This window comes from Streptomyces sp. KR55 (assembly GCF_052245645.1).
In the GTDB taxonomy this organism is placed as follows: Bacteria; Actinomycetota; Actinomycetes; order Streptomycetales; family Streptomycetaceae; genus Streptomyces; species Streptomyces flavusporus.
Map to the genome: position 1 here is coordinate 1 of NZ_JBQQCE010000253.1, position 13,824 is coordinate 13,824.

Sequence of the window (13,824 nt, forward strand, 5' to 3'; positions counted from 1 at the left end):
AGGTCCTTGAGCTTGCGCTCCAGGGAGTCCAGGCGTGGCAGGGCCATGGTGTCGTCCTCCGCGGTGAGGTCCACGGTGACTGTCTCAGGACCGCTGCGCACGGGCTGGAGCGAGGGCCGTGCGCGGACGGGCAGTTGCTCCGGCGCTGATATGGCAGGCTCCGCGGAGAGCCGCTCGGCGCCCTGCTCCACGGCGGGCAGTTCCACCTGCCGGCCACCGCCGCGGCCGACGAAACCCCGGCCGTGGCCCCGGCTGATCGCCTTGAGCTGGGCCCGCTCCAGCCGCTGCTGCTCGCGCCGCCGCAGCCGGGCCTCCTCCTTCTGCCGCCTGTCCTCGCGCACCTCGTCGACCGCCTCGTCGAGGGTGCGCACGCCTTCCAGAAGCATCAGCGACCAGGCCTTGTACGTCTCGCGGGGCGCCCGCAGCCAGCGGACCACCCGGATCTGCGGCAGCGGACGCGGGACCAGTCCCTGTTCGCGCAGGGCGGCCCGGCGGGTCTGCTTCAGCGCTCGGTCGAAGAGCACGGCGGCCGACAGGGACATGCCGGCGAAGAAGTGCGGGGCACCCGCGTGGCCGGCGCCCCGGGGCGCGTGCACCCAGTTGAACCAGGCCGCGGCGCCCGCGAACGTCCATACGAGTATCCGGGAGCCGAGCGCCGCGTCACCGTGGCTGGCCTCGCGCACCGCGAGCACGGAGCAGAACATCGCCGCGCCGTCCAGGCCGAACGGCACCAGATACTCCCAGCCGCCGGAGAGGCCGAGGTTCTGCTGGCCGAAGCCGACGAGGCCGTGGAAGGACAGGGCCGCAGCGACCGCGGCGCAGCAGAACAGCAGCACATAGGAGGCCGTGCCGTAGATGGCCTCCTTGCGCCTGCGGCGCTCTTCGGCACGCTCCCACGAGTCGTCCGCGCTCGTGTCCTTCCCCGCGGCCGTCTTGCCGCGCCGGAGCACCGCCACCGCCGCCAGCATGCCCAGGAGCAGTACGGCGCCCGGAAGCAGCCAGTTCAGCGATATGTCGGTCAATCTCATCTGGGGGTCCCTTGCATTGGGATAGGGCGTAACGCCCGCCATGGTGGCCCAAACCCGCCGGTCCTCAGGGGGTTTCGGGGCAAGAGACCGCCAACGAAGTGCAAGGGGATGCCTGCGGCGGCGTTCAGCTCGAACTGCCGCTTGAGAGATGGGAGTTGAGTTCGATTAAGGAGTTGTGGGCACGGCCTCAACCGACCGCGGCCGCCGCCAGTTTGACGACCCGTTCCGCGTCGCAGGTGCGCGGACAGGTGGTGCACGTGTCCTCGGGGCGGAGGGTGTAGAACATGCAGCAGCTCGCCCGGTCCCGGGTGGGCAGCGACTCGCCGTTCGGCCCGGTCAGCTCGCGGAACGCCGCCGAACCGACGTACGGCTTCGTGGCGCCCGGCAGCAGCAGCTCCAGCTCGCGCTTCGCCCGCTCCCGCTCGCCGAGGAGATCGGCGACGTACCAGAGCCCCTCCACGATCTCGTCGGTCGCCGTGGCCCACAGCGCGCGTCCGCGTCGCCGCATGCGCGGGCCGAAGGCGGCGAGGACCGGTTCGAAGTGCTCGGCGACCGCCGCCCGCAGCTCAGCCCGCAGCGCCTCCTCGTCGGCGACCACGGTGGCGCCGGGCAGGGCGGCGGCCGGGTCGCCGGGCAGGCAGGCGAAGCCGTCCGGGCGGACCGCCAGGCGGCCCATGGAGAGGCCGGGGGTGGTCCGGTTGTACGAGACATGCGTCACGGGAAAGCGGGGGATGCGCCGGTGCAGAAACCATGGCACGGTGATCAGCAGGCAGGCCGGCCAGGCGTACCGGTGCAGGCCGAAACTTGCGACCACATCCGGGCGGGCCTGCTGTCCGTAGTCCCTCTGTACCTGTGCGTCGTCCCAGGCCAGGAAGGTGTCGAGGCCGGTCCCGCCTGCTGCGAGCGAGGCGGCGGTGATCCATCCGTCACCGCTCGGGAGGGGATCACCGGTGTCCAGCTCCACGATGGCGAGCCCGGGGAGGACCTCGGTCAGACGGGCGTACGCGTCCGCGACGGCCGAACGGGGCACAGGCATACGGGATCACCGATTCCCAGTGGGTTGAAGGTAAGCCTTACCTTACCGAACCCCAGTCCGGGTTTGAACCGGTGGCTTCTGCGCCTAAGGTGCTTGACGGACGAGTAACAAGCCGCCGTAATGACCCAAGTACCGAAACAGGTACCGAAACGTCCGGAGGAGGACCCCGTGAAGCAGGGCACGCAGGGCTCCGCCGAGACGGGCGTTCCGGAGTTTCCGGCCCCGGCGGTGCGGGTGCCGTCACAGCCCGGGGCTGCGGACGTCGACCGGGAACGGGCCGGCTCGGCCGGCGCGGTGCGCGGTGAACACACGCACAGTGAGCAGCCCATCCCGCGGCCCTTCGCCGAGCGGGCCCGGCCCGTGGTCCAGCGGGCCTCCGTGCGCGGGCAGATCCTCGACGCCCTGCGGACCGCGCTGGTGACGGCGGAGCTGCGGCCCGGCGAGGTGTACTCGGCGCCGGCGCTCGGCGAACGGTTCGGGGTGTCCGCGACACCCGTCCGGGAGGCGATGCAGCAGCTCGCCCTGGAGGGCGCCGTCGAGGTCGTGCCCAACCGCGGCTTCCGGGTGGTCCAGCGGGACGCCCGGGAACTGGCCGAACTGACCGAGGTCCGGGGGCTGATCGAGGTCCCCGTCATCCTGCGGCTGGTTCGTACGGTCCCCGCGGAACGCTGGGCGGAGCTCAGGCCGACGGCCGAGGCAACGGTCCGCGCGGCGTCGTCCGGCTGCCGGGCGACGTACGCGGAGGCCGACCGGGCCTTTCACCGGGCCGTGCTGTCGCTCGCGGGGAACGAGCAGTTGGTGCGCATCGCCGACGACCTGCACCGCCGGACGCAGTGGCCGCTGGTGGGAGCCGCGGCCTCCCCCGGCCGTTCGGACCTGGTCGCCGATGCGGCCGAGCACGCGGCCCTGCTGGACGCCCTGATCGCCCGGGACCTGGACGCCGTACGGGCACTGGTGCGGGCGCACTTCGCCGGTACGCGGTGAGAGCGCGGCGGCACCGGGCCGCGCGGCCCACCCACGTTCGGCGCCCCGCCTCCGCCTACGCCGTCGCCGCCGGCGGTGCCAACCGCGGCTCCAGCCACGTCGGTACGCCCCCGAGCAGCCGGAACAGCCGACGGGCCTCCTCCCGCAGCCGGGACGCCTCCGGCTCCGTCTCCGCGTCGGCCAGGGACACCAGCGCCGGCGCCGTACCGACCAGGTAGCCCAACTCCTCCCGGATCCGCAGGGACTCGGCGAAGCCGTTCCGGGCCTCGGCCAACTCCCCCTCCCGCAGGGCGAGTCCGGCAAGGTGCCGCCATGTGAAGGAGAGCAGCAACGCGTCGGCATGCGCCGCCGCCCCCGCATGCGCCCGCCGGTACGCCGCCCGCGCGGCCTGCGGCGAGTGCGCCAGGTTCTCGGCGAGCAGCCCGCGCCGGAAGTCCAGCAGCGCCCGCCCCGCGGCCCCCGGAGGGATCAGTGCTGCCGCCCGCCCCAGCGCGGCCCGCGCCTCGTCGGCCCGGTCCCGCACCCCGTGCAGCGTGGCCGCGTAGGCAAGCTGCCCGCGTTCACAAGCGGCCGCCCCCCGCTCCTCGTCGGTGTGGGCCAGCGCCTCCGCCGTCCGCAGCGCGTCCTCGGCCTCCTCCCACCCCTGCTCGGTGTACAGGCACCGTTCGACCAGCAGCGCGGCCCGCTGGAGCGCTGCGGCCGCGGTGGTCGGCGGCAGCAGGGCCGCCGCGTCGGCCCAGCACGCCCGCGAGCGCAACCGCCATACCGCGGTCTGGAGGGGATCGTCGTCTGAGGTCGTTCCGGTACCAGACATGGCGGTATGCGCCACGTTGCCCTCCCCGAGCACGCCATTGAGCTGTTGAGTGGTGGCCGCATTTCAGCACCAATTCAGCTGCCCGGCCAAGGGGGTGGGTGAAGGATTTCACAAAGTCGTGGGCTCCTCGGGCCCTTCGGGTTTCAGCTCATCCGCAACGCCAGGAAGAAATCGAGCTTGTCCTCCAGGCGGGACAGGTCGCGGCTCGTCAACTGCTCGATTCGTCCGACCCGGTAGCGCAGTGTGTTGACGTGCAGGTGCAGGCGGGACGCGCAGCGCGTCCAGGAGCCGTCGCACTCCAGGAACGCTTCCAAGGTCGGGATCAGTTCGGCGCGGTGCCGGCGGTCGTAGTCACGCAGCGGGTCCAGGAGGCGGGCGGTGAAGGCGCGGCGTACGTCGTCGGGGACGAAGGGGAGCAGCAGGACGTGCGAGGCCAGCTCGTGGTGGCCGGCCGCGCAGACCCGGCCCGGGCGGGCCGCCGCCACCCGGCGGGCGTGCCGGGCCTCCTCCAGCGCCCCGCGCAGGCCCTCGGCCGAGTGGACCGCCGCGCTGACGCCGAGCGTGAACCGGCCGTCGTCGTCGAGGCCCGCCGACAGGGGGTCGCGTACGGAGGCCAGGAGCGCGTCCGCCAGGACGCCGGTCTCGGAGCCGTCGTGCTCCGTCGACACCGCCGGGAGGGGGACGAGCGCGATCGCCTCGTCGCCCGTGTGCGCCACGGCTATGCGGTCGGACGGCTCGGGGCCGGTGGCTAGCGGGTCGACCAGGATCTCCTCCAGGAGGGACTGCGCCACCGGGCCGGCCTCGATCCGGTCACCGTCCCACTCGACCCGTGCGACGACCACCTGCCAGTGCGGGGCGGTGCCGAGGCCGGGCAGCAGGACCGGAGCGGCGACGCGCAGGCGGGCGGCGATCTCGGCGGGTGCGGCGCCTGTCTGGACCAGTTCCAGCACCTCCTGGGCCAGCCGTCGCCGTACCGTGCGGGCCGCGTCCCGGCGGTCCCGTTCGACCGCGATCAGCTGGGTGACGCCGTGCAGCAGGTCGAGCCGCTCCTCCGCCCAGTCACCGGCGTCCGCCTCCACGGCGAGCAGCCAGTCGGAGAGCACCGTCTCGCGCACGTCCCGGGAGCCCTGCGGGGAGCGGCCGCTGCTGCGGATGGGGAAGAGGGAGTACGTCGTGCTGCCGAGGATCATCCGGTGCGGGCCGCGGCGGCCGGTGCGGGCGGCCGCCAGGTGCTCGGCCGCCAGCTTCGCGCACGCCTCCGCGGGCAGCCCCGGCCCCCCGGCCTTCGGGCCGGCGATCAGCCGTCCCGTCGGAGACAGCACCCAGGCACGCAGGTCCAGGTCCGAGCCGAGCAGGTCCAGGACCACGTCCGGTCCACCACCCGCCGGGCCCGAGGTCATCATCCGCCGGTGCCGGTCCACCACGGCCGCCAGGTCCCCGGCACGCTCGCCGGAGACCTGCCGTACGACGTGCTCGGTGATCGTCGCGAAGGCCACCGACTCGTGCACGGCGAAGAGGGGGAGCCGGTGCCGGGCACAGGCCTGGACGAGGTCCTCGGGCACATCGCCCAGCTCGGCCTCACCGGCCGCGAGGGCGGCCACGCCGGCCTGCACCAGGATCCGTACGAAAGGCTCCGAGTCGGCGGCGCCCCGGCGCCAGGCCAGGCCCGTCAGCACCAGCTCACCACCGGAGAGGTAACGGCTGGGGTCCCGCAGGTCGGTGGTCATCACGCCCCGCACGGTGCGGTCCAGCTCGTCCTCGCCGCCGAGCAGCTTGAGGCCCAGCGCGTCGGTGTCCAGCAGTGCGCGCAGCCGCATTCTCGTCGCCGCCGTTCTTTGTCTCGAAAACTACGATGGATCTTGACGGGTCCGCCGGTGAGAGGCCCGTTCGGTGGGCGGTTGAGCGGTGCTCGCCGTCTCCCGTGCTGTGTCCCTGGTCACGTGACTGTTCCTGCACGTTTCCACAGGAAAACCAGGAGGTTACTGATGACCTCCATTCATACGAATCTACAAGATGACTGCCCTGGCCAGCCAACTCCTTCATGGTTTCGGTGACTGACCCTGCCGGAGTACGGCGCTGTGTACTGACGTCAATCCGCGTTAAGAGCACATGAACGAGCCGGGCCCGCCGCACACGGATTGGCTCAATCTGTACGACTCACGAGACGAAGAAGAGAGCCGGTCATGGACTTCCTTCGCCCCGCCAGCTGGGAGGAGGCGCTCGCCGCGAAGGCCGAGCACCCCACCGCTGTGCCGATTGCGGGCGGCACCGATGTGATGGTCGAGATCAACTTCGACCACCGCCGGCCCGAGTACCTCATGGACCTCAACCGCATCGGCGACCTCTCCGAGTGGGAGGTCGGCGAGGACTCCGTGCGCCTGGGTGCCTCCGTCCCGTACTCCCAGATCATGGAGAGCCTGCGCGCCGAGCTGCCGGGCCTCGCCCTCGCCTCGCACACGGTCGCCTCCCCGCAGATCCGCAACCGCGGCGGCGTCGGCGGCAACCTCGGCACCGCCTCCCCGGCCGGCGACGCCCACCCCGCCCTGCTCGCGGCCGGCGCCGAGGTCGAGGTCGAGTCGGTGCGCGGCACCCGCCTGATCCCCATCGACGAGTTCTACCAGGGCGTCAAGCGGAACGCCCTGGCGCCCGACGAGCTGATCCGCGCCGTGCACATCAAGAAGGCCGACGGGCCGCAGCAGTTCTCGAAGGTGGGCACGCGCAACGCGATGGTCATCGCCGTGTGTGCCTTCGGGCTCGCGCTGCATCCGCAGACGCGGACCGTCCGTACGGGGATCGGCTCGGCCGCCCCGACGCCCATCCGGGCCAGGGCCGCCGAGGAGTTCCTGAACGCGGCGCTCGAAGAGGGCGGCTTCTGGGACAACGGAAAGATCATCACCCCGTCGGTCGCCAAGCAGTTCGCGGACCTGTGTTCCGCCGCCTGCAACCCGATCGACGACGTCCGGGGCACCGCGAGCTACCGCCGCCACGCGGTGGGCGTGATGGCCCGCCGGACGCTCACCTGGACCTGGGAGTCGTACCGCGGCACCGCCGCACGCACGGAGGGAGTCGCGTAATGCGCGTCAGTTTCACGGTCAACGGCCGCCCGCAGGAAGCCGACGACGTGTGGGAGGGCGAGTCCCTGCTGTACGTGCTGCGCGAGCGGCTCGGCCTGCCCGGTTCGAAGAACGCCTGCGAACAGGGCGAGTGCGGGTCGTGCACGGTCCGGCTGGACGGCGTGCCGGTGTGTTCGTGTCTGGTCGCCGCCGGTCAGGTGGAGGGCCGCGAGGTCGTCACCGTGGAGGGCCTGGCGGAGTATGCCCGGCAGCGGACCTGTGGTTCCGAAGAATGTGACACTTCTGCGGAATGTGGCACATCTTTGGACGAGGCCAAGGGATGGCAGGCCAGGCCCTCCGACTCCCAGACCGGCGAGGGCACCCGACTCTCCCCGATCCAGCAGGCGTTCATCGACGCCGGTGCCGTCCAGTGCGGCTTCTGTACCCCCGGCCTGCTCGTCGCCGCCGACGAGATGCTGGAGCGCAACCCGAACCCGACCGACGCGGACATCCGCGAGGCGCTCTCGGGCAACCTGTGCCGCTGCACCGGCTACGAGAAGATCATGGACGCGGTCCGCCTGGCGGCCGCCCGGCAGGGAGAGGCGGTCTGACGATGCCCACCAACGGCGCACCCACGAAGATCACCCAGGGCTCCCAGACCAAGGGCGGCATCGGCGAGTCCACGCTCCGCCCGGACGGCACCCTCAAGGTCACCGGCGAGTTCGCGTACTCGTCCGACATGTGGCACGAGGACATGCTCTGGGGCCAGATCCTGCGCTCCACCGTCGCCCACGCCGAGATCGTGTCCATCGACACGAGCGAGGCCCTCGCGACACCGGGCGTCTACGCCGTCATGACGTACGACGACCTGCCGACCGAGGTGAAGAACTACGGCCTGGAGATCCAGGACACCCCGGTGCTCGCCCACGGCAAGGTACGCCACCACGGCGAGCCCGTCGCGATCGTCGCCGCCGACCACCCGGAGACCGCCCGTCGCGCCGCCGCGAAGATCAGGGTGGAGTACAAGGAGCTTCCGGTCGTCACCGACGAGGCGTCCGCGCTCGCGCCGGACGCGATCCTCGTCCACGAGAACCGCGACGACCACCACATCGGCCACGTCCCGCACCCGAACATCGTGCACCGCCAGCCGATCGTCCGAGGGGACGTCCGGGCGGCCCGGGAGCGCGCCGACGTCATCGTCGAGGGCGAGTACACCTTCGGCATGCAGGACCAGGCCGGCCTCGCGGTCCCCGACGAGGACGGCGGCGTCCACCTCTACATCGCCACCCAGTGGCTGCACTCCGACCTGCGCCAGATCGCGCCCGTGCTCGGCCTGGCCGAGAACAAGGTGCGTATGACGCTGGCCGGCGTCGGCGGTGCTTTCGGCGGACGCGAGGACCTGTCGATGCAGATCCACGCCTGCCTGCTCGCCCTGCGCACCGGCAAGCCCGTCAAGATCGTCTACAACCGCTTCGAGTCCTTCTTCGGACACGTCCACCGCCACCCGGCGAAGCTCCACTACGAGCACGGGGCGACGAAGGACGGCAAGCTCACCCACGTGAAGTGCCGCATCGTGCTCGACGGCGGTGCGTACGCCTCCGCCTCCCCGGCGGTCGTCGGCAACGCCGCCTCCCTCGGCATCGGGCCGTACGTCGTCGACGACGTCGAGATCGAGGCCCTCGCCCTCTACACCAACAACCCGCCGTGCGGGGCGATGCGCGGCTTCGGCGCGGTCCAGGCGTGCTTCGCCTACGAGGCGCAGATGGACAAGGTGGCCAAGCAACTCGGCATGGACCCGGTGGAGTTCCGGCAGCTCAACGCCATGGAGCAGGGCGCGATCATGCCGACCGGGCAGCCGGTCGACTCCCCGGCCCCCGTCGCCGAACTCCTGCGCCGCGTCAAGGCGATGCCGATGCCGCCGGAGCGCGAGTGGGAGAGCTCCGAGGGCGTGGACGTACGGCAGCTGCCCGGCGGTCTGTCCAACACCACGCACGGTGAAGGCGTCGTACGCGGTGTCGGCTACGCGGTCGGCATCAAGAACGTCGGCTTCTCCGAGGGCTTCGACGACTACTCCACCGCCAGGGTGCGCATGGAGGTCGTGGGCGGAGAGCCCGTCGCCACCGTGCACACGGCCATGGCGGAGGTCGGCCAGGGCGGCGTCACCGTCCACGCGCAGATCGCCCGCACCGAGCTGGGCGTCACCCAGGTGACCATCCACCCGGCGGACACGCAGGTGGGCAGCGCCGGTTCGACGTCGGCTTCGCGGCAGACGTACGTCACGGGTGGCGCGGTGAAGAACGCCTGCGAGCTCGTCCGTGAGAAGGTCCTGGGCATCGGCCGCCGTAAGTTCGGTCCGTACCACCCGGCCTGGGCGACGGCGGAGCTGTTGCTCGAGGGCGGCAAGGTCCTCACCGACGGCGGCGAGGTACTGGCCGACCTGGTGGACGTCCTCGAGGACGAGGCCGTGGAGGTCGAGGAGGAGTGGCGGCACCGTCCGACCGAGGCCTTCGACCTGCGCACCGGCCAGGGCAACGGCCACGTCCAGTACTCCTTCGCCGCGCACCGCGCCGTCGTCGAGGTCGACACCGAGCTCGGCCTGGTCAAGGTGATCGAGCTGGCCTGCGCCCAGGACGTCGGCAAGGCACTCAACCCGCTGTCCGTCATCGGCCAGATCCAGGGCGGTACGACCCAGGGCCTGGGCGTGGCGGTGATGGAGGAGATCATCGTCGACCCGAAGACGGCCAAGGTCAGGAACCCCTCCTTCACGGACTACCTGATCCCCACCATCCTCGACACCCCGACCATCCCGGTCGACGTCCTCGAACTCGCCGACACCCACGCCCCGTACGGCCTCCGAGGCATCGGCGAGGCCCCCACGCTGTCGTCAACTCCGGCGGTCCTCGCGGCGATCCGCAACGCGACGGGCCTGGAGCTGAACAGGACGCCGGTACGCCCCGAACACCTGACGGGCACCGCGTAGGGCTTGGGCGACGTGCGCCGCAACACGCGGCCACGTCGCAATGCCGCCCGCCGCCGCTGCGGGCAGTCGTGCCGCTGGGCGGCACGGGTGGGCGCAGCGGCCCCCGACGCCGGGCCACAGCTCAACCACGGCCACCCCGGCGCCGGTCAGCAAGTCCAGTACCACGTTCGTCTCGGGCCGTCCCCCGGGTCGTGCACATCCCAACCCCCTATGAACCTTGGGAGACGGCACCATGACCCACCAGTCAGTGCAGCCCAGGACCACAGCCGAAGACGCAGGCGAAGGCACCCGCGTCCCGGCCGGCAGGTCCTGGCTGGACCGGTACTTCCACATATCCCACCGAGGATCCACGCTCGCGCGCGAAGTCCGCGGCGGCATCACCACCTTCATGGCGATGGCGTACATCCTCCTCCTCAACCCCCTGATCCTGTCCGGCAAGGACGCCGCCGGGGACACGCTCGCCCAGCAGGCCCTGATCACCGCGACCGCATTCGCGGCGGCCCTCACCACACTGCTGATGGGCCTCTTCGGCAAGGTCCCCCTCGCACTCGCCGCCGGCCTCTCCGTCTCCGGAGTCCTCGCCTCCCAGGTCGCCCCCCAGATGACCTGGCCGCAGGCGATGGGCATGTGCGTGATGTACGGCGTGGTCATCATGCTGCTGGTCGTCACCGGCCTACGCGAGATGATCATGAACGCGATCCCGCTGCCGCTGAAGCACGCGATCACCATGGGCATCGGTCTCTTCGTCGCCCTGATCGGCTTCTACAAGGCCGGCTTCGTGCACCAGGGCGAGGCGACCCCGGTCACCCTCGGCCCGGCCGGTGAACTCGCCGGCTGGCCGGTCCTGCTCTTCGCCGTGACCCTGCTCGCGATCTTCATGCTCCAGGCGCGCGGCATCCCCGGCGCGATCCTGATCGGCATCGTCGGCGGCACCCTGCTCGCCGTACTCCTCAACGCGCTGGACGTCATCGATCCCGGGCAGTGGGCGAGCGGTGCCCCCGAACTGCATGGCAGCGCGGTCTCGATGCCGGACTTCTCGATCTTCGGCAACGTCGAGTTCGGCGGCTGGGGCGAGGTCGGCGCGATGACCGTCGGCATGATCGTGTTCACGCTCGTGCTGGCCGGTTTCTTCGACGCCATGGCGACGATCATCGGCGTCGGCACCGAGGCCAAGCTGGCGGACGCGCAGGGCCGGATGCCGGGTCTGTCGAAGGCGCTGTTCATCGACGGCGCGGGCGGCGCGATCGGCGGCGTCTCGGGCGCCTCGGGTCAGACGGTGTTCGTGGAGTCGGCGACCGGTGTCGGCGAGGGCGCCCGTACGGGCCTGTCGTCCGTGGTGACCGGTCTGTTCTTCGCGGCCTGCCTTTTCTTCACCCCGCTGACGGCGATCGTGCCGGGTGAGGTCGCGGCTGCCGCCCTGGTGGTGATCGGCGCCATGATGATGATGAACGCCCGGCACGTGGACTGGTCCGACCGCGCCACCGCGATCCCGGTCTTCCTGACCGTCGTGATCATGCCGTTCACGTACTCGATCACCGCGGGTGTCGCCGCCGGTGTCATCTCGTACGTCGCCATCAAGGTCGCCCAGGGCAAGGCACGTGAGATCGGCGCCTTCATGTGGGCGCTGACCGTGATCTTCGTCGTCTACTTCGCCCTCAACCCGATCGAGAGCTGGCTGGGCGTGCACTAGACACGTCTGTTGATCCCCCTCCGCTGTCTGATCCCCCTCCACACAACCGCTGCCAAGGAGACCGAGAGATGCTGGACATCGCCGAAGAGCTGCACCGGTGGGTCGAGCAGGGACGCGACTTCGCGGTGGCCACCGTGGTGGCCGTCGGCGGCAGCGCCCCGCGTCAGCCCGGCGCCGCCCTCGCAGTGGACGCCGACGGCACGGCGATCGGTTCGGTCTCCGGCGGGTGTGTGGAGGGGGCGGTCTACGAGCTGTGCGGGCAGGCGTTGCAGGACGGTGAGCCGGTCCTGGAGCGCTTCGGCTACAGCGACGAGGACGCCTTCGCCGTCGGGCTGACCTGCGGCGGCATCATCGACATCCTGGTCACACCGGTACGGGCGGGCGATCCCGTCCGGCCGGTGTTCGCATCCGCACTGTCCGCCGCCGCGCGAGGGGAGGCGGCGGCGGTGGCGCGGATCGTGACCGGCCCGGCGGAGCTGACGGGCCGTGCGCTGCTGGTCCGCCCCGACGGCTCGTACGACGGCGGCTTCGGCGCCCACCCGGAACTGGACCGCACGGTCGCGGCCGAGGCGGGCGCCTTCCTGGAGGCCGGCCGCACCGGCACCCTGGAGATCGGAGAGCAGGGCTCTCGCTGTGGAGCACCGCTCACGGTTCTGGTCGAGTCGTCGGTCCCCGCCCCCCGGATGATCGTCTTCGGGGCGATCGACTTCGCGTCGGCACTGGTCCGCATCGGCAAGTTCCTCGGCTACCACGTCACGGTGTGCGACGCCCGCCCCGTCTTCGCGACCCGCACCCGCTTCCCCGAGGCCGACGAGATCGTCGTCGAGTGGCCCCACACGTACCTGGAGCGCACCGACGTGGACGCCCGCACGGTCCTGTGCGTCCTCACCCACGACGCCAAGTTCGACGTACCCCTGCTGAAGCTCGCGCTGCGCCTGCCGGTGGCGTACGTCGGCGCGATGGGCTCCCGCCGCACCCACCTGGACCGCACCGCACGCCTGCGCGAAGTCGGCGTCACCGAGCTGGAGTTGGCGCGCCTGCGCTCACCCATCGGTCTCGACCTGGGCGCCCGTACACCGGAGGAGACGGCCCTGTCCATCGCGTCGGAGATCGTCGCCGACCGGCGCGGCGGCAGCGGGGTTTCACTGACCGGCGCGCACACCCCGATCCACCACGACGTGCCGTCGGCGTCGGCGGGGCGGATCGGGTCGATGGCCTGAGCGGCCGTCCGGCCGGCGCCCTGACCGGCCGTCGGACGCCGTCACGGCCGCCGCAGCAGCCGGTTCACCGCCCGGCCGAACACCGCACGTGCCGCCTGCTCCAGGACCGGGTCGAACATGCCGGGCAGGAGGCGGAGCCGGAGTTCCTCCCGCCAGAGCACGCGCGTACGGCCGCCGGGGCCCGGACGGACCTCGATCTCCGCCCAGCCCCGCACGACCCGGCCGCGTTTCTCCAGACGGCACAGGCCGGGGGTGTCGTCGGTCGGCGGCTGCCAGACCGTGACCTCCATCCGGTCGGCGAAGGCGAACGGGCCGATGCCGGAGCGGGCGACGAGGACCGTGCCCTCGTGTGTCGGCGGGGGCGTGGTCACAGTGACGCGGGTCATCGGGACCACCTCGCCGTGGCGGGGCCAGTCGGTGAGCCGGTGCCACGCCTCGGGCAGGGGGAGGGGCGCTGTGCGTTCGAGGAGGAAGGTGGCCACGGGAGGATCCTAGGCAGACCGACCCGGGAACATTTCCGACGCTTCAGCGCAGGTAGTTGACGAGCTGTGGCTCACGAACGGGCCGTCGGCGGTGAAGGCGAGCTCCGCGAAGCGTTCGGCCATGCGGCGATGGGTGGCGGCGTCCGGGTGGAGTTCATCCGGCAGGGGGAGTTCGGCGTGGTCGGCCTCGCCGTAGAGTGCGCGCCCGTCGAGGTGGTGCAGGTTCGGGTCGTCGGCCGATCGCTGCTCCACGATCCGGGCCAGCTCGTCCCGGATGACGCCCAGCGTGAGTTTCCCGCTCGCGCGCTCCGCCGGGTCGCCCGCGGCCCGGAACCGCAGTCGCCCGGCGCTGAGGGCGGTGAAGTCCGGGGTGCTGGGACCGGGCGTGTCCTCGTGGATGGGGCACAGGATGGGCGAGACGACCAGCAGCGGCGTGGTGGGGTGGCCGTCGGCGGTGAAGGCGAGCTCCGCGAAGCGTTCGGCCATGCGGCGATGGGTGGCGGCGTCCGGGTGGAGTTCATCCGGCAGGGGGAGTTC

11 protein-coding genes and 1 pseudogene are annotated in these 13,824 nt (G+C 71.7%); 6 read left to right on the forward strand and 6 right to left on the reverse strand.

The features are described from left to right. On the reverse strand, positions 1 to 1,028 hold a 1,028-nt coding region (locus ACTWQJ_RS30880), incomplete at its 3' end, for a DUF2637 domain-containing protein (RefSeq protein ID WP_443309812.1). 187 nt (positions 1,029 to 1,215) lie between these two features. Continuing rightward, positions 1,216 to 2,064: a (2Fe-2S)-binding protein gene (locus ACTWQJ_RS30885; RefSeq protein WP_443309813.1), complete on the reverse strand. Its 849-nt coding sequence runs from the start codon at positions 2,062 to 2,064 to the stop codon at positions 1,216 to 1,218. Between the two features lie 168 nt (positions 2,065 to 2,232). On the opposite strand from ACTWQJ_RS30885, the gene ACTWQJ_RS30890 reads away from it, so the two are divergent. Then, positions 2,233 to 3,048 (forward strand): GntR family transcriptional regulator, encoded by an 816-nt coding sequence (locus tag ACTWQJ_RS30890; protein WP_443309814.1) that lies wholly within the window; start codon positions 2,233 to 2,235, stop codon positions 3,046 to 3,048. A 55-nt stretch (positions 3,049 to 3,103) separates the two neighbouring features. On the opposite strand, the gene ACTWQJ_RS30895 is transcribed toward ACTWQJ_RS30890, so the two are convergent. Beyond that, positions 3,104 to 3,877 (reverse strand): hypothetical protein, encoded by a 774-nt coding sequence (locus tag ACTWQJ_RS30895; protein ID WP_443309815.1) that lies wholly within the window; start codon positions 3,875 to 3,877, stop codon positions 3,104 to 3,106. Positions 3,878 to 4,005: 128 nt separating this feature from the next. Then, entirely contained in the window at positions 4,006 to 5,679 is a 1,674-nt protein-coding gene (locus ACTWQJ_RS30900) for a PucR family transcriptional regulator (RefSeq protein ID WP_443309816.1), read from the reverse strand. Between the two features lie 366 nt (positions 5,680 to 6,045). Here ACTWQJ_RS30900 and ACTWQJ_RS30905 point away from each other — a divergent pair, with 366 nt between their 5' ends. The 5 genes from ACTWQJ_RS30905 to ACTWQJ_RS30925 all read left to right on the forward strand — a co-directional run bounded on the left by ACTWQJ_RS30905 (position 6,046) and on the right by ACTWQJ_RS30925 (position 12,805). After that, positions 6,046 to 6,936, forward strand: a complete 891-nt coding sequence (locus ACTWQJ_RS30905; RefSeq protein ID WP_443309817.1) for an FAD binding domain-containing protein — start codon at positions 6,046 to 6,048, stop codon at positions 6,934 to 6,936. After that, on the forward strand, positions 6,936 to 7,526 hold the full coding sequence (locus tag ACTWQJ_RS30910; RefSeq protein WP_443309818.1) for a (2Fe-2S)-binding protein: 591 nt from the start codon (positions 6,936 to 6,938) through the stop codon (positions 7,524 to 7,526). The genes ACTWQJ_RS30905 and ACTWQJ_RS30910 overlap by 1 nt, the downstream gene beginning before the upstream one ends. A 2-nt stretch (positions 7,527 to 7,528) precedes the next feature. Further along, positions 7,529 to 9,895, forward strand: coding sequence for a xanthine dehydrogenase family protein molybdopterin-binding subunit (locus ACTWQJ_RS30915; RefSeq protein WP_443309819.1), 2,367 nt, complete (start codon positions 7,529 to 7,531; stop codon positions 9,893 to 9,895). A gap of 232 nt (positions 9,896 to 10,127) precedes the next feature. Beyond that, complete coding sequence (locus tag ACTWQJ_RS30920; protein WP_443309820.1) at positions 10,128 to 11,585, forward strand: NCS2 family permease; 1,458 nt, start codon at positions 10,128 to 10,130, stop codon at positions 11,583 to 11,585. 68 nt (positions 11,586 to 11,653) lie between these two features. After that, positions 11,654 to 12,805 (forward strand): XdhC family protein, encoded by a 1,152-nt coding sequence (locus ACTWQJ_RS30925; protein ID WP_443309821.1) that lies wholly within the window; start codon positions 11,654 to 11,656, stop codon positions 12,803 to 12,805. A gap of 41 nt (positions 12,806 to 12,846) precedes the next feature. Here ACTWQJ_RS30925 and ACTWQJ_RS30930 read toward each other — a convergent pair whose 3' ends face one another. Together ACTWQJ_RS30930 and ACTWQJ_RS30935 are read right to left on the reverse strand one after the other, a co-directional pair. Continuing rightward, positions 12,847 to 13,287, reverse strand: a complete 441-nt coding sequence (locus tag ACTWQJ_RS30930; RefSeq protein WP_443309822.1) for an SRPBCC family protein — start codon at positions 13,285 to 13,287, stop codon at positions 12,847 to 12,849. Between the two features lie 9 nt (positions 13,288 to 13,296). Then, a pseudogene (locus ACTWQJ_RS30935) lies at positions 13,297 to 13,824 on the reverse strand (hypothetical protein); the annotation flags it as partial.

Coding starts and splice junctions, on each gene's coding strand:
- ACTWQJ_RS30910 (WP_443309818.1), top strand. CDS start 6,936: ATGCGCGTCAGTTTCACGGTCAACGGCCGCCCGCAGGAAGCCGACGAC.
- ACTWQJ_RS30925 (WP_443309821.1), top strand. CDS start 11,654: ATGCTGGACATCGCCGAAGAGCTGCACCGGTGGGTCGAGCAGGGACGC.
- ACTWQJ_RS30915 (WP_443309819.1), top strand. CDS start 7,529: ATGCCCACCAACGGCGCACCCACGAAGATCACCCAGGGCTCCCAGACC.
- ACTWQJ_RS30900 (WP_443309816.1), bottom strand. CDS start 5,679: ATGCGGCTGCGCGCACTGCTGGACACCGACGCGCTGGGCCTCAAGCTG.
- ACTWQJ_RS30920 (WP_443309820.1), top strand. CDS start 10,128: ATGACCCACCAGTCAGTGCAGCCCAGGACCACAGCCGAAGACGCAGGC.
- ACTWQJ_RS30885 (WP_443309813.1), bottom strand. CDS start 2,064: ATGCCTGTGCCCCGTTCGGCCGTCGCGGACGCGTACGCCCGTCTGACC.
- ACTWQJ_RS30905 (WP_443309817.1), top strand. CDS start 6,046: ATGGACTTCCTTCGCCCCGCCAGCTGGGAGGAGGCGCTCGCCGCGAAG.